Source organism: Shewanella algidipiscicola (assembly GCF_900380485.1).
Classification (GTDB): Bacteria; Pseudomonadota; Gammaproteobacteria; order Enterobacterales; family Shewanellaceae; genus Shewanella; species Shewanella algidipiscicola.
In genome coordinates, this window is the sequence record NZ_OXJV01000017.1 from 26,619 (window position 1) to 41,970 (window position 15,352).

Annotated in this window: 14 protein-coding genes; 11 read left to right on the top strand and 3 right to left on the bottom strand. The window is 45.9% G+C overall.

The window, feature by feature from the left end; all coding sequences use genetic code 11:
- The first annotated feature begins 16 nt into the window (after positions 1-16).
- Both DN599_RS12360 and DN599_RS12365 read left to right on the top strand, forming a co-directional pair.
- Positions 17-1,039 (top strand): oxidoreductase family protein, encoded by a 1,023-nt coding sequence (locus tag DN599_RS12360; protein WP_110457900.1) that lies wholly within the window; start codon positions 17-19, stop codon positions 1,037-1,039.
- Positions 1,040-1,260: 221 nt separating this feature from the next.
- On the top strand, positions 1,261-4,068 hold the full coding sequence (locus DN599_RS12365; protein ID WP_420820866.1) for an efflux RND transporter permease subunit: 2,808 nt from the start codon (positions 1,261-1,263) through the stop codon (positions 4,066-4,068).
- 109 nt (positions 4,069-4,177) lie between these two features.
- Here DN599_RS12365 and pgm read toward each other — a convergent pair whose 3' ends face one another.
- Positions 4,178-5,845 (bottom strand): phosphoglucomutase (alpha-D-glucose-1,6-bisphosphate-dependent), encoded by a 1,668-nt coding sequence (pgm, locus tag DN599_RS12370; protein WP_110457901.1) that lies wholly within the window; start codon positions 5,843-5,845, stop codon positions 4,178-4,180.
- A gap of 210 nt (positions 5,846-6,055) precedes the next feature.
- Positions 6,056-6,640, bottom strand: a complete 585-nt coding sequence (gene seqA / locus DN599_RS12375) for a replication initiation negative regulator SeqA (protein ID WP_110457902.1) — start codon at positions 6,638-6,640, stop codon at positions 6,056-6,058.
- A 276-nt stretch (positions 6,641-6,916) separates the two neighbouring features.
- On the opposite strand from seqA, the gene DN599_RS12380 reads away from it, so the two are divergent.
- The 9 genes from DN599_RS12380 to DN599_RS12420 all read left to right on the top strand — a co-directional run bounded on the left by DN599_RS12380 (position 6,917) and on the right by DN599_RS12420 (position 14,509).
- The gene (locus tag DN599_RS12380; protein WP_110457903.1) at positions 6,917-7,711 is read left to right on the top strand and encodes an alpha/beta fold hydrolase; all 795 of its coding nucleotides are present in this window, start codon (positions 6,917-6,919) and stop codon (positions 7,709-7,711) included.
- Between the two features lie 147 nt (positions 7,712-7,858).
- Positions 7,859-8,080, top strand: coding sequence for a DUF2788 domain-containing protein (locus tag DN599_RS12385; RefSeq protein ID WP_110457904.1), 222 nt, complete (start codon positions 7,859-7,861; stop codon positions 8,078-8,080).
- 12 nt (positions 8,081-8,092) lie between these two features.
- The gene (gene ybfE, locus DN599_RS12390; RefSeq protein WP_110457905.1) at positions 8,093-8,365 is read left to right on the top strand and encodes a LexA regulated protein; all 273 of its coding nucleotides are present in this window, start codon (positions 8,093-8,095) and stop codon (positions 8,363-8,365) included.
- Positions 8,366-8,417: 52 nt separating this feature from the next.
- On the top strand, positions 8,418-8,945 hold the full coding sequence (fldA, locus tag DN599_RS12395; protein ID WP_110457906.1) for a flavodoxin FldA: 528 nt from the start codon (positions 8,418-8,420) through the stop codon (positions 8,943-8,945).
- Between the two features lie 132 nt (positions 8,946-9,077).
- Positions 9,078-10,253 carry an elongation factor P maturation arginine rhamnosyltransferase EarP gene (gene earP / locus DN599_RS12400; RefSeq protein WP_110457907.1) on the top strand — a complete coding sequence of 392 codons (1,176 nt, stop codon included), beginning with the start codon at positions 9,078-9,080 and terminating at the stop codon, positions 10,251-10,253.
- Positions 10,254-10,297: 44 nt separating this feature from the next.
- Entirely contained in the window at positions 10,298-10,858 is a 561-nt protein-coding gene (gene efp, locus DN599_RS12405; RefSeq protein WP_110457908.1) for an elongation factor P, read from the top strand.
- A 273-nt stretch (positions 10,859-11,131) separates the two neighbouring features.
- Entirely contained in the window at positions 11,132-12,346 is a 1,215-nt protein-coding gene (locus tag DN599_RS12410) for a pyridoxal phosphate-dependent aminotransferase (RefSeq protein WP_110457909.1), read from the top strand.
- Between the two features lie 203 nt (positions 12,347-12,549).
- On the top strand, positions 12,550-13,137 hold the full coding sequence (gene yfbR / locus DN599_RS12415) for a 5'-deoxynucleotidase (protein WP_110457910.1): 588 nt from the start codon (positions 12,550-12,552) through the stop codon (positions 13,135-13,137).
- Positions 13,138-13,183: 46 nt separating this feature from the next.
- On the top strand, positions 13,184-14,509 hold the full coding sequence (locus DN599_RS12420; protein WP_110457911.1) for an anti-phage deoxyguanosine triphosphatase: 1,326 nt from the start codon (positions 13,184-13,186) through the stop codon (positions 14,507-14,509).
- 205 nt (positions 14,510-14,714) lie between these two features.
- Here the strand turns inward: DN599_RS12420 and DN599_RS12425 are convergent, their stop codons facing one another.
- Entirely contained in the window at positions 14,715-15,347 is a 633-nt protein-coding gene (locus DN599_RS12425) for a YchE family NAAT transporter (RefSeq protein WP_110458174.1), read from the bottom strand.
- Positions 15,348-15,352: the final 5 nt, after the last annotated feature.

The following is a 15,352-nucleotide window of genomic DNA, read 5'->3' on the forward strand; positions in this document are numbered from 1 at the left end:
TAGATGGTCCTCTGTTTTGGATATTTGCCAATATTTAGCATCGACATTAGATGCCACTCAAGTGGTAAAAGTGGCGAGTCTACAAACCTTATGGAGTGGTTATGGTGAAATCGCCCGTTATCAACTGCAGATCAACGCAAAACCACGCAGTGTCATTGTAAAGTATATTAGTCCCCCGCTTGACGTTGACCATACCTATCAGTGGCATAATGCGATCGCTCACCAACGTAAGATGCACTCCTATCAAGTTGAAGCAGATTGGTATCGACACTGGGCGCACTTGTGTGGGCCAGCCACGCCAATGCCAACTTATATTGCCCACTACCAAGGTCATAATACTAACGAGTCGGTTATGGTCCTCAGTGATTTGGATAGCAGTAATATAAGGACTGCCGGCTATCCACTGCGTTATCAGTCATTAACGGTTACACAAACCAAGGCGGTGTTAAGTTGGCTCGCGGCGTTCCATGGTCAATTTATTATCCATAACCCCACAAAGGAGTGGCCAGCAGGGTTATGGCCTCAAGGCACCTACTGGTATCTGGCCACACGTATGCAAGAATATGCCGCTATGGATGACGGCGCGCTTAAACAAGCAGCGCACGCCATTGATGTTCGGCTCAACCAAGCTCAATTTCACACTTTAGTGCATGGCGATGCCAAAGTGGCTAACTTTTGCTTTCGCAATGATGCCGCTGAACACGGTGCAAACGTGAGTGTTGCCGCCTTAGACTTTCAATATGTCGGTAAAGGTTGCGGGGTTAAAGATGTTATCTACCTCTTAGGCAGCTGCTTGGACGAAGCCATGCTCTTTACACATTATGACGAGCTCATGGAACATTACTTTAGTCAATTTCGCAAGTCAGCTAGTGCTACCTTAACGGGGGCAGTGATCGATGCAGCTATCTGTGAATGGCAACAACTATTGCCTTTTGCTTGGGCTGATTTTGAACGATTTTTAGCAGGCTGGGCACCATCACACCATAAGCGACATCGTTTTAGTGACATGATGACCCGCCAAGCGCTGGCTCTGTTGTAACCATTCTTGTCAAGCTGAGGCTATTGATCACAATAATCTAGTTCTTACTCTGCATCGTTAAGCCGCCACATATTGAGCCAGCTGAACTGCTCAGTCATAGTTGCCAACTTGTTACACACCTGTTTACATTATTAGACTTTATCAATTACGCCATTAGGCTAACATTCCAACCTTAAAGTTAATACGTCCGTATCATTGTCTTCTTATGGAGACAAGATGGCATGGAGCGCCCACGTGTTGAGCGCATCAAGTTAAGGCAAGAGGTGTTTTACATCAGCTTGTATGGTGACGTTTCACCTAAACAATTAAAAGAGCTTGGTGAAAAAATTCACGATGAGCTGATGCAATTGCCGCTGGTTAATATCACTGATTTTTATGGTGGTTTAGGCTATGAAGTTGCCATCGAGGTCAGCAAAGATAGGCTGCGTGAATATAACCTGACCTTTAACGATGTCGCAAGCGCAGTGCGCGGTTATTCGCGCAATATGTCCGCTGGGCAAATTAAAGCGGAAAACGGTTATATCAATCTCAGGGTACAAAATCAGGCGTATGTGGGCTATGAATTTGAAAACCTGCCGCTGATCACCTTAGAAGATGGCACTAATGTGTTGCTTGGGGATGTGGCCACCGTTATCGACGGTTTTGAAGAAGGGATCCAATACTCAAAATTTAACGGCAAAAACTCGGTCACTTTCTTTATTGGCGCATCAAACGATCAGAGCATGACCGATGTGGCCAAAGTCGTTAAGCAATATGTTAACGATAAACAGCAAACCTTGCCAGGAGGGCTCAAGTTAGAAACTTGGGTCGATATGACCTACTACCTTGAGGGCCGGCTCGACCTGATGCTCGACAGCATGAAGAGTGGCGCCGTCTTGGTATTTATCATGCTGGCGCTGTTTTTACGGGTACGTTTAGCGTTTTGGGTCATGATGGGGCTGCCGGTGTGTTTCCTTGGCACTTTACTATTTATGCCCATGGCGATGATCGATGTCACCATTAATGTCATTAGCCTCTTTGCCTTTATCTTAGTGCTGGGGATTGTGGTCGATGATGCCATTGTGATGGGAGAAAGTGCCCATACTGAATGTGAAAAACATGGGCAAAATATCGACAATGTGATCCGCGGAGTGAAACGGGTCGCCATGCCTGCAACCTTTGGCGTATTGACCACCATTGCGGCATTTTTGCCTATTACGCTCGATGATGGCCCCTCCTCCGCATTTGGCCAATCTATTGGCTATGTGGTGATCTTGTGTCTGCTATTCTCTCTGGTGGAGTCTAAGCTCATTTTACCCGCACACTTAGCCCGCATGAAACCTAAAACCATTGTTAACCCCGGCTCTAAAAAGCCGCTCGACTTGCTTAGATTGGCGGTCAACGCGCTGCAATCCCGAGTCGATAACGGCTTACAATATGTGATACGCCATTGGTATCATCCATCATTAACCTTAGCAGTAAAGTATCGCTACGCCGTCATCATGCTGTTTATCAGTTTTATCTTAATCTGCGCTGGGCTCTACTCTGGTGGCATTATCCGCTATGTAGGTCAGCCTAAGATCCCCCATGATTTCCCGCGGGTCAATGTTGAGATGAATGTTGATGCCTCGGAGAAAGCAACTCTGGCGGCCGCGCTCGCTATCGAACAAGCCTTATATGATGTGGATAAAGCCATAGAAGCCGAATATGGGCAAAGAATGATAGCCGATATGCAGGTTGATCTTGAAGGCCGTACCAGTGCCAATATCATGACCAAGTTGGTCGACCCTGAACTGAGGCCAATGGATACCTTTGCCCTTGCCGAGCGTTGGCGACAAGCCATGCCCACCATTGCCGGGGTCAAGTCCTTTACCATACAAGATAATTTATTTGGTGGCGGCCGTGATGACGGTGACATTAGCTTTCGTTTAGAGGGGAAAGATGACGCGCAGCTCGTCGCAGCGGCCTTGGCGTTAAAAGCGAAATTGAACACCTTAAAAGGGGTCGGCGATGTGAATGATAGCCGCCAATCCAGTGCTAAAGAGGTGCAGTTTAAGCTTAAACCCCTCGCTAACAGTGTCGGCTTAACGTTAGCTGATATTGCCGCCCAAGTGAGTGCCAGTTTTTATGGGATGGAGGCACAGCGGATTTTACGTAACGGCGAGGAGATAAAGGTGATGCTGCGCTATCCAGAGGCGCAACGTAATGCGATAACCCATGTGACAGAGGTGATGATCCAGACGCCCCAAGGCGCAGAGATCCCGCTATCAGAGCTGGCTGAAATCGAAATCACTCAAGGGGTGAATGGCATTCGCCGCGAAAACGGTAATCGCACCATCAATGTGTGGGCTACCGTCGATGCTGCGCAGGCTGAACCCTTTAAATTAGCGCAAGATATTCGTGATAACTTTATTCCTGACTTATTGAAGCAATACCCAAGAGTGAAGAGTGAAGTGTCAGGTAATATTCAAGAGCAGATGGAAAGCGCCAGTACTCAGCAACGCGACTTTGTCATTTCGCTCTTGGTGATCTACAGCTTGCTTGCCGTGCCGTTAAAGTCGTACTTGCAACCCTTTATGATCATGTCGGTGATCCCGTTTGGGGTAATTGGCTCAGTTCTGGGGCATATGATCTTAGGGATAGATTTAAGTGCCTTGTCACTGTTTGGGATTATTGCCGCCGCTGGGGTGGTGGTTAACGACTCTTTGGTGATGGTGGATTACATCAACCGCTCACGCCAAAACGGCGTGGCGATGAAAGTCGCGGTGATCAATGCTGGCTGTCGCCGCTTTAGGGCGATTTTACTGACCTCGCTGACCACCTTTATCGGCTTAGTGCCTATCATGACAGAGACCAGCATGCAGGCGCAGATGGTGATCCCTATGGCGGTATCCTTAGCCTTTGGGGTGTTATTTGCGACCGTAGTCACCTTGATATTGATCCCCTGCCTTTATCTGATGATTGAAGATATTAAGGCGTTATTTCAGCCAAAATCGACAGGAGATACTGCAATGTCACCCACAGTTCTACAGCCTGAGCCACAATCTTAAAGGATTTAGGCAAGTCGATGACGGTTTAACGACGCAACAAAAAAGCCAGCGAGATGCTGGCTTTTTTTATGTTGACCGCCTTTTATGTGACCGTCTTAAGCAATGGCCGTTATGCCGACAGCATAGTCTCTATCATCAGCTGCGCTTGCGCTAATAGTTGCTCAAGATGCTCGGCCGATACAAAGCTCTCACCATAGAGCTTAAACAAGGCTTCGGTACCCGAGGGGCGCGCAGCAAACCAGCCATTCGCCGTCACCACCTTTACCCCCCCAATTGGCGCCTGATTGCCTGGAGCATAAGTTAAGATAGCGGTAATGGCATCGCCCGCCAAGGTATCACTTCCCAATAACTCACAAGTGACACTTTGGGTGATTAATTGATTAAATTTGGCTTTGCGTTTGGGCGTTACTGGCGAATCGATGCGCTGATAAAAACTCTCGCCGTGACGCTCAACCATCTGCTGATAACGCTGCGCAGGTGTCTGCCCCGTTACCGCTACGATCTCTGCCGCCAGCAAGGCCATAATAAAACCATCTTTATCACTACACCAAGTGCGGCCATCACGTTGCAAAAATGCCGCGCCAGCACTCTCTTCACCGCCAAAGGCCAATGTGGACTCACTCAGGCCATCAACAAACCACTTAAAGCCCACCGGTACTTCACACAATGGTCGACCTAGCTCAAGGCATACCTTATCGATCATCGCGCTGGAGACCAAGGTTTTGCCGATGGCTAAGCTGTCAGCCCACTGCGGACGATGGGTGAGTAAATATTCGATTGCCACCGCGAGGAAGTGATTAGGGTTCATTAAGCCGGTGCTCGGGCACACAATACCGTGACGATCATAATCGGGATCATTACCTACACAGATATCAAACTCATGTTGATGGGCCAGCAAGCCTGCCATGGCATAGGGGGATGAGCAGTCCATACGGATCTTGCCATCTTTATCTAGCGGCATAAAGCTAAAGCTGGGATCGACCTTGTCATTGACCAAGGTAATATCGAGTTGATAGCGCTTAGCAATTTTGTCCCAGTAATGAATCCCTGCCCCCCCTAATGGATCGACACCAATTCTAACTCCTGCACGGCTGATGGCCTGCATATCGATAACATCGTCAAGGCTATCCACATAAGCCGTCATAAAGTCGACAGGCTGAATTAAACTGGTGTTGGTCGCCAATGCATAGGTGAGCCGTTTAACGCCCTCAAGCTGTTTAGCCAGATACTGATTCGCGCGCGCTTCAATCCAGGCGGTTATCTCACCTTCTGCAGGCCCCCCATGGGGAGGATTATATTTAATACCGCCATCTTGTGGCGGGTTATGGGATGGGGTGATGATTAAGCCATCGGTTAATGCCGCGCCCGGTTTTGATTTAGCGCGGTTCGCCCGAACAATCCCATGGGATATCACCGGCGTTGGCGTAAATTCATCATGGGCTGCCACTCGTGCGGTTACCGCGTTGCCGCTTAACACTTCTAAGGTGGTCACAAACGCCGCTTGTGATAACGCATGGGTATCGATGCCAACTAACATGGGGCCTGTTATCTCAGCTTGTTGACGATAATCGACCACAGCTTGAACTATGGCCAAAATATGCTTTTCATTAAAACTCTTAGCAAAGGCGCAACCACGATGGCCTGAGGTACCAAAACTAACCCGTTGTGAGTCGATATTGACGTCGGGAGACAATCGATAATAATGGCTCATCAATTTAGGGATATTAACCAAGTCCATTTGTGCTGCAGCAAGTCCTGCCCGTTTATCTATCGCCAAAATTGAATCCTGTTTCTGATCTTTGAGGGTGAAAATACGATGCCAAGCTTCAAGCTCACTATCTGTATTGCTATGGCAATTCACTGAATTAATAAGATATTAATTTACAAACGGTAATACACAAGCTTGAGCCAACTAAATATATCCGATGATTTTAAATGCTTTACGATGTTATCGCAGATAAGCTGTCAAACGTGTAAAGTGTAGCGCTTAAATTTGGTTCACAATCAGTTCAACTTGCTCTGGGTCAACCCCGAACTGAGTTAATACTTCACTTAAAATAGTGCGTTTTTTAGCAGTATTATTATTGGTGGTTACCCAAAAACCGCTTTGGCCGATCTCTTTCGGGTTGGCTGACTTACTGGCTTTAAGCAATGACGCCTTAGAAGTGGCAAAATAGAGACGGTCGCGGCCTTGAATTTGCAACACTTGATCAAATTGCTGTGGCATTGCTTTATAAACGGTTTCTAAACTAAATAAGAAGCGACCCACAGCACCTTTTTGTTGCGCTAACGCCTCAGTATCCGTTAGTTGGTTAACCAAGGTTGATAATGAGATAGCCGGTACCGTGGTTTCATCAACACGCGCGGTAGCAGAGCTGGCCATTTCTTGTTGTCTGTCCATGCCAGGTTGACTGATCTTTTCAGGTGGCGGCGTAGCAACGGCTTCAACATTGACGCGCTCAATATCTAAGCCCAGTAGTCGACGGAGGATCTCTGAAGCACTCTCCCCTATGCGCTCAGTTTTGCTTGCGATATGGCGATACAACTCTTCATCAATCTCAATATATTTCATGACCAAAATCTTCCTTAAACAGTGAAAATTAACCCATTATTATTGTTTGCTTATCGATCCATACACCCATTTGTCAGATCCTCTCAAGTGTATGCTATCTGCCCTCAGGGAATAAAGGCCTGTGTGGCTAAATTTGATCTATATAGCCAGTTACACTGCAAATTGTCGCCCAATCGGTGAAAAACCATGCAGCTAAGCCAAGCATCACGGGATAGTGCTGTTATTTAACCCCGTTTGCAGGCACAATTTGGTGCAAATTTTCAACACCGCACACTTATGTCTACTGTCAATTATGTCGTCACTGGCCAAGGGTCTCCAGTCATCCTTATTCATGGCCTGTTTGGTAACCTCGATAACCTCAAAGCATTGGGGACAGCCTTAGCTAATCATCAAGTGATCCGCCTTGATGTGCCGAATCATGGCCTCAGCCCCCATTGGCAGCAGATGGATTACCTCAGCTTGGCTAAGGCGATAGTTGACCTATTGGATGAACTATCTATTGAAGCGGCTCATTTTGTTGGCCACTCGATGGGCGGTAAAATTGCCATGGCAACCGCACTGCGTTATCCCGAACGCGTTATCAGTATGACCGCGGCCGACATTGCCCCTGTGGCCTATCAACCTCGACATCAGAGCGTGTTTGCCGGCTTAACAAGCCTAGATGTAAGCCAATTAACCAATCGGGCCCAGGCGTTGGGGCAATTGACAGAGGCTGGCATTGACGAAGGTACCGCACTGTTTTTACTGAAAAACTTACAAAAGTCTGATGTTGGATTTAGTTGGAAGATGAACCTTGCCGGACTGCAAGCCTGTTACGCGGAGCTTATTGGCTGGCCCTTTAATGATTCTGCATCAGCAAATACTCTGCCCGTCCCCTACACAGGGCCAAGTCTGTGTATTCGCGGCGCAGATTCAGATTATGTTTTAGCCGAACACAGGCAAGCCTTTCTCAATCAGTTCCCTGCAATTCAAGCCAAAACTATCGCGGGGACGGGGCATTGGTTACATGCACAAAAACCGGCCATTTTTAACCGTATTGTTAGTGAGTTTATTGCTCAAAATGATCACTAATCATAAGAGCATTAACCACATAACTGCGATGATTGTAAATTAAGAAGTCAGTAATAATTTTCAAATGGCGTTGCGTAAATCGTATAGCAGGCCGTCATTAACTATGGTATATTCGCGCCTCTTTTTTTAACCTGAGGGAACGCAGCAATGTTATCTCAGTATATGGAACAGATAGAGGCTTTAGGCTTAAATCTGTTCTTTGCAGCGATATTTTTCTTCATAGGTATGGCGATACATGATGTGCTAAAACAGGGAAAGGTCCCGAAGTTTGGCCGTTATATTGTATGGCTGGTTTTGTTTCTCGGCTGCGCCGGATTTATAGCAAAAGGATTAATACAGATGTCCTGGGAAGGCTCAGGCATTGGTTAACATGTAGTTTCAATGGCAAAAGAATCATCTGACAGAACAACGATAGACCTGTTTGCTACTGAAAAGCGTCGAGGTCGTCCTCGCAGTAATCCGTTATCCAGAGAGCAACAGTTAAAGGTCAATAAGCGCAATCAAATTCAGCGCGACAGGGCTAATGGTTTAAAACGTATAGAGTTAAAGGTGTCACAAGATTTGTATGACGCCTTGAATGAAAAGGCATTGGCCAGTAACATCAGCCGCAGCCAGTTAATCGAGTCAATTTTGCAGCAGCAGGTTGATCGCTGAATACATTGCAAATTTGCATCAATAAATTAATGAACTAGATAAAGGAAAGACAATGGCAACTGTAGGTCTTTTTTTCGGCAGTGACACAGGTAACACCGAAGCCGTCGCCAAAATGATCCAGAAGAAACTGGGTAAAAAAATGGTCGATGTTAAAGATATCGCCAAGAGTACTAAAGAGCAGATCGCCGATTACGATCTCCTCATTTTTGGTATTCCCACTTGGTATTACGGCGAAGCACAATGTGATTGGGATGATTTTTTCCCTGAATTAGAGCAAATTGACTTTGACGGTAAGCTGGTGGCCATTTTTGGTTGTGGCGATCAAGAAGACTACGCCGAATATTTCCTTGATGCGATGGGCATGGTTAACGACATTGTTGAAGCGCGTGGCGCAGTGGTGATTGGTCATTGGCCAACCGACAGCTATAACTTTGAAGCCTCTAAAGGCTTAGCCGATGATAAACATTTTGTGGGTCTTGGCATCGATGAAGACCGTCAACCTGAATTAACCGAAGAGCGTGTTGATGCTTGGGTTAAGCTGATTTACGAAGAGATGTGCCTGGCTGAATTAGAAGATTAATCCTGCCTTAGCGGGATAACGGTAGATATGTAAAAAGCGGCTTATAGCCGCTTTTTTGTGCATGACTATTGATAACAACAACTGCAATTTCAACCGACACATTTTCTGGTAGATAGCTAAGACAACGGTAAGATGGATAACAATAGCACACCTCAACATTGGGATATCTTTTGCGCTGTAGTCGATAACTATGGTGACATAGGTGTCACTTGGCGCCTTGCTAAGCAATTGGCGGCAGAATATCAACTTGAAATTAATTTGTGGGTCGATGATCTGCACAGTTTTTCGCATATTTTACCCAGTCTAAACCCAACTCTGGCGATACAATCTTTTAATGGCGTCACCATCAAGCAATGGCATCAACCCTTGGATCTTGAGTATCGCTGCGGCGCAGTACTGATTGAAGCCTTTGCCTGCGAGCTGCCCGATACGGTGATTGATACGATCACAGCTTGCCATCGCAGTAGCCAACAAAGCCCGCCAGTTTGGCTTAATCTTGAATACTTAAGCGCAGAAGATTGGGTCGAAGGCTGTCATGGGCTGCCATCTCTGCAACATAGTGGTTTAAAAAAGTATTTCTACTTCCCAGGCTTTACCGCTAAAACTGGTGGGCTCATCTGTGAGCGCAGCTTATTCACACAAAGAGATGAGTGGCAGGCAGATCCACAAAATAAACTGGATTTGTTTAACCAACTGGGACTCAGCGGCATTGCAGCCCAAGACACTGTGGTGAGTATCTTTAGCTACGAGACACCCTGCCTCAATGCCTTATGCAAGTTATGGCAGACATCGGCACAAAAGATCCATGCGCTTATCCCCCTAGGGCGCAGTTTAAACAGTCTTAGTCAATTGTTACCTGCATTGGCAAACGCCCGTGCTGGCCAGCAATTTGAATTAGGTGATCTAACGCTGCATATCCTGCCGATGACTGAGCAAACTGGCTTCGATCGATTGTTATGGAGCTGCGACATCAACATCGTTCGCGGCGAAGACTCGTTTTTGCGGGCTCAATGGGCGGCAAAACCCTTTATATGGCATATTTATGCCCAAGAAGATGATTATCACCTAATAAAATTACGAGCCTTTTTGCAACTTTATTGTCATAATCTGCCCCCTGAAATAGCCAAGGGCTATACAGCATTGAATTTGGCCTTCAATCAAGACGACACCACCACATTGATTGAACAGTGGCAAACACTTAATTTAGCCAATAGGCCGATGATGCGACACGCAAAACAATGGCCTATTGACGCATTAAATGACACAGATCTTGCTTCGCGACTAGTTCAGTTCGTTAAAAATAGCTAAGATACTGCGTTGAAAATAGAAAAACCTAAAATAGGAAAAGTAAAATGAAAACTGCTCATGAAATCCGTCCTGGTAACGTGATCATGTTAGATGGCAGCCCATGGGTTGTGCAGAAAACTGAAACAACTCGTTCTGGCCGTAACGCGGCTATCGTTAAGATGAAGTTGAAGAACGTGTTGCAAGATTCTACAACCGAAACCACCTTCAAAGGTGAAGACAAGATGGACGATATCATTCTAGATCGTCTAGATTGCACCTACTCTTACTATGCTGATCCTATGTATGTATTCATGGACTCTGAATACAACCAGTACGATGTTGAAGCGGATAACCTAGGTGACGCAGCAGCTTATATCGTCGACGGCATGGAAGATATTTGCCAAGTGACCTTCTACGAAGGCAAAGCGATCTCTGTTGAACTACCAACGACTATCGTACGTGAAGTAACTTACACTGAGCCTTCTGCTCGTGGTGACACATCAGGTAAAGTGATGAAGCCTGCAACTATCGCTGGCGGCGCGACACTGAGCGTAGCTGACTTCGTTAAGACTGGCGATTTAATTGAAATCGATACTCGTACTAACGAATTCAAAAAACGCGCTTAATCTTATTTAAACGTGTAGCAATTAAGCCAGCATAATATGCTGGCTTTTTTATTATATGCTCGCCACAAACTAGATAAAAACTCCACTATTTACCACCAACCAGTACAATCATCTAAATGATCTATTCAAAAATCGCATAAACAGCAGTGTGTGCTGAGTTTTGCGTGTCTTTTTGCTTTTAGCCCCTTTCAAATCAGTGATTTTTTCGTTATTGTTCGCAGACTTAAGCTAGTACCACATTTTTAATACGCTGTTAGCATTGACGAGGTTTAGATGCGCCCAATCATTAAGTCCAACAAACTCGATACCGTCTGTTATGACATTAGAGGACCGGTACACAAAGAGGCTCGTCGCCTTGAAGATGAAGGTCATAGGATCTTAAAACTTAATATCGGCAACCCAGCCTCATTTGGTTTCGACGCCCCAGAAGAGATCGTCCGCGACGTGATCCTCAATTTACCCAGTGCTCAAGGCTATAGCGAATCTAAAGGGTTATTTTCAGCCCGTAAAGCGATCGTCCAACATTACCAAAGCCAAGGCTTATTCGGCGTCGACATCGAAGATATCTACATAGGCAATGGTGTGTCGGAACTGATTGTTATGGCCATGCAAGGCTTGCTTAATAGCGACGATGAAGTGTTAGTGCCCTCACCCGATTACCCATTATGGACCGCCGCGGTGCATCTGTCTGGCGGCAAGGCGCAGCATTATCGATGTGATGAAGAGTCCGATTGGTTTCCCGATCTTGATGATATCAAGGCCAAGATCACGAGTCGCACCCGCGGCATAGTGTTAATCAATCCCAACAACCCAACGGGCGCTGTGTATTCAAAAGCCTTGCTACTCGAGGTGATTGAGTTGTGTCGTCAGCACGACATCATTTTATTTGCCGATGAGATATACGACAAAATTTTATATGATGGTGCGGTGCATATTCCAGCATCCACTCTCTCTGATGATATCCTCACAGTGACCTTCAATGGCTTGTCAAAATCGTATCGCGCAGCCGGTTTTCGAGTGGGTTGGATGATGTTATCGGGTAACCTTAAAGCGGCGAAAAGCTATATTGAAGGCTTAGATATGCTCGCTTCGATGCGCTTATGCTCTAACGTACCCAATCAGCATGCGATTCAGACCGCGCTAGGGGGCTATCAAAGCATAAACGAATTAGTGGCGCCTCAAGGGCGACTGGCTGTGCAACGTGACATCTGTTACGAAATGCTAAATCAGATCCCTGGTGTGAGCTGTAAAAAGCCCCGCGGTGCCCTGTATGCCTTTGCAAAATTAGATGCGAAAAAGTTTAATCTACGCGACGATGAACGCTTGGTATTAGATTTACTGAGAGAGAAAAAAATTCTGCTGGTACAAGGTAGCGCCTTCAATTGGCCTGAGCCTGATCATCTCAGAGTGGTCTTCTTGCCCCACAAAGAAGATTTAAGTAAAGCCATTACTGAACTGGGTGATTTTTTAGCGAACTACCGCCAATGATCACTCCATACTCAGCTAATAACTCTAACAAGCCTAAGTGAGATCTCTAAGCGCATAGACTATGCTAAACAATACCTTACTTGGCTGAGTCCATCACTTAAAAAGCGATCGATATGATCGCTTTTTTTATCACCTTCCCTCTACGTTTTAATCCATTGGGTGTGTTAATGTAATCATCCAAGTCGTAGAAAATAGATTGAAGTATGAGCCATTTATTTGCCCATTTAGCCAGAATGAAATTAATACAGCGTTGGCCGCTGATGTATAACGTCCGTTCAGAGAACGTGCAGGAGCACTCGTTGCAGGTTGCCATGGTGGCACATGCCTTGGTCGTTATCAGCAATAATAAATTTGCCACAGACTTAAGCCCAGATCGCGCCGCCACCGTGGCGATATTTCATGATGCCAGCGAAATATTAACCGGTGACTTACCAACACCAGTTAAGTATTTCAATAAAGAAATTGAAGCTGAATACAAAAAAATTGAAGCCATTGCTGAACATCGACTGTTAGAGATGGTGCCCGATGATTTTAAAGATGACTATCGTGATCTACTCACAAGCGACAACATAGACCAGCAATATAAACAGATAGTTAAGTCGGCAGACACCTTATGTGCTTACCTCAAGTGTTTAGAAGAGCAACGAGCAGGTAATCACGAGTTTAACACAGCCAAACGGCGTTTATCTGAGTCACTTGCGCAAAATAACGACCCTGCTGTGAAATATTTTATCGATACTTATATACCCAGTTTTGAACTGAACCTAGACGATATCAATCGCCTATTGTAGTGATTGCGCTAAAGCGTGAATAACACCGGCTTAATAAGGAACCAGTATGACGTCAGGCCTTTGGCATGAGCGACGTTTAGGCGAGGATAAACAGCGCCGTAACGATCACCGCAGCCCATATCAACGCGATAGAGCCCGTATATTGCATTCGGCGGCATTTAGGCGTCTGCAAGCCAAGACTCAAGTATTGGGGGTTGGCATGAATGATTTTTATCGAACCCGACTCACGCACTCTTTAGAAGTGTCGCAAATCGGCACCGGGATCTGCGCCCAGCTAAAACAAAAATACCCTGAACTACTCTCGCTACTCGACTCTATGAGCCTGATAGAATCTTTGTGTTTGGCGCATGATTTGGGCCATCCGCCCTTTGGCCACGGTGGTGAAGTCGCGCTGAACTATATGATGCGCAGCGACGGCGGTTTTGAGGGTAACGGCCAAACTTTTCGCATTTTAACCGCATTAGAGCCTTACACTGAGCACTACGGCATGAACCTATGTCGGCGCACATTGCTGGGAGTATTGAAGTACCCAGCCTGTCATAGCCAACTGTATCAGTCACTGCCCAAACCGACGGTAAACAGTTATCGGCAACTCAAGCCGTCACAATGGCAGCCTGTTAAGGGCATTTTCGACGAAGATAAGCCCATTTTAGATTGGGTACTCGCGCCCTTATCAAATAATGATGCTGCGCTGTTTGTCTCTAATACCACCTTAGATCCTAATCAGCACAAACGCACCTTATACAAGTCACTCGACTGCTCCATCATGGAGTTGGCCGATGATACCGCTTATGCTATCCATGATCTTGAAGATGCCATCGTGATGGGCATTGTCACTCAAGCCATGTGGCAAGAGGATGTGGCCGATAAACTCGCGGCAAGTGATGACAGCTGGATAAGGCAAGAGTTTGTTAATATTGGCACTAAGTTATTTGCCTGTGAACACCATCTACGTAAAGATGCTATCGGTACCCTAGTCAACGGCTTTGTCACTGCCATTGAGATTAATGACAATTCCGATTTTAATGAGCCTTTGCTGCGTTATAACGCGGTATTAGAGCCGGCATTTCAACACGCGCTGGATATACTCAAGCAGTTTGTCTACCGACGGGTGATCCGTAAACCAGAAATTCAGATGTTAGAATACAAGGGGCAGCAAATTGTGATGGAGTTATTTGAAGCCTTTGCCTCAGATCCCCAGCGCCTACTGCCACTCAATACCCAAGAGCGTTGGCAAACTACCTATGATAATAACGGCAATGCACATCGCGTCATTGCCGATTATATCTCGGGTATGACAGATGAATTTGCCGCAAGGCTGCATCAACATCTGTTTAGTGCACGTGCGGGCTCGCTTATCGATTTACAGTAAATGCTGGTTGTCATTTAGCTGCTTACTATGCATGCTTTACTCAATAAAAAAACGCGCCGATGCGCGTTTTTTTATTGAATGGAATCTCTGGCGAGCGATAGTCACTCAAGGGTGACGTCGCTGCATAGTGGTATTTTGATGAGTGAACAGTACAAACAAGACTGGAGTCATGGCTAATGCCTAATGCCTATCCAACCCTTTTCCATTAACCCATCAAAGTGGGAAATAAGCCTTTAAAACCTGCGGCAATCACTTCAATACCGATAGATAACATTAATAGACCCATCAAACGGGTGATAACGTTAATCCCTGTTTTACCTAAGACTTTAAAAATAACTGGCGCCATTCTAAATAAAGCAAAACTGACCAGACCAAAAATAATCACAGTGATCCCCATGCCGATGTGTACCATGAAGCTATCGTATCGCGCCGAAGTGACAATCACCGAACTAATTGCACCAGGACCGGCCATCAAGGGTAAGGCTAACGGCACAACCGCAACCGACTCCATGCCCGAAGCCTCGCGATCTTCTTCTTGGTTACGTTTAACTTCACCCAATTTACCTTGTAACATCGACATGGCAATTAAGGCTATCAGTGATCCACCGGCTATCCTAAAGGCTGACAATGAAATGCTGAACATATTTAAGATATGTTGGCCGGCAACGATAGTGACTAATAAAATCACCACTACGGCAAAATTAGCCACTTTGCCCGTATGATTGCGTTCAGCTTCAGTCTGGTGACTGGTTAAGCTAACGAAAACCGGTAACAGGCCAATCGGATTGATAATCGCGACTAAACCAAGAAAAAATTTAACATAAAGTGTTAAATCCAATGCCA

Excerpts from the sequence above, each read along its gene's own strand:
- DN599_RS12385 (WP_110457904.1), top strand. The coding sequence starts at position 7,859 with ATGTTATCTCAGTATATGGAACAGATAGAGGCTTTAGGCTTAAATCTG.
- fldA (WP_110457906.1), top strand. The coding sequence starts at position 8,418 with ATGGCAACTGTAGGTCTTTTTTTCGGCAGTGACACAGGTAACACCGAA.
- efp (WP_110457908.1), top strand. The coding sequence starts at position 10,298 with ATGAAAACTGCTCATGAAATCCGTCCTGGTAACGTGATCATGTTAGAT.
- DN599_RS12365 (WP_420820866.1), top strand. The coding sequence starts at position 1,261 with ATGGAGCGCCCACGTGTTGAGCGCATCAAGTTAAGGCAAGAGGTGTTT.
- DN599_RS12420 (WP_110457911.1), top strand. The coding sequence starts at position 13,184 with ATGACGTCAGGCCTTTGGCATGAGCGACGTTTAGGCGAGGATAAACAG.
- DN599_RS12380 (WP_110457903.1), top strand. The coding sequence starts at position 6,917 with ATGTCTACTGTCAATTATGTCGTCACTGGCCAAGGGTCTCCAGTCATC.
- yfbR (WP_110457910.1), top strand. The coding sequence starts at position 12,550 with ATGAGCCATTTATTTGCCCATTTAGCCAGAATGAAATTAATACAGCGT.
- DN599_RS12410 (WP_110457909.1), top strand. The coding sequence starts at position 11,132 with ATGCGCCCAATCATTAAGTCCAACAAACTCGATACCGTCTGTTATGAC.
- seqA (WP_110457902.1), bottom strand. The coding sequence starts at position 6,640 with ATGAAATATATTGAGATTGATGAAGAGTTGTATCGCCATATCGCAAGC.
- earP (WP_110457907.1), top strand. The coding sequence starts at position 9,078 with ATGGATAACAATAGCACACCTCAACATTGGGATATCTTTTGCGCTGTA.
- ybfE (WP_110457905.1), top strand. The coding sequence starts at position 8,093 with ATGGCAAAAGAATCATCTGACAGAACAACGATAGACCTGTTTGCTACT.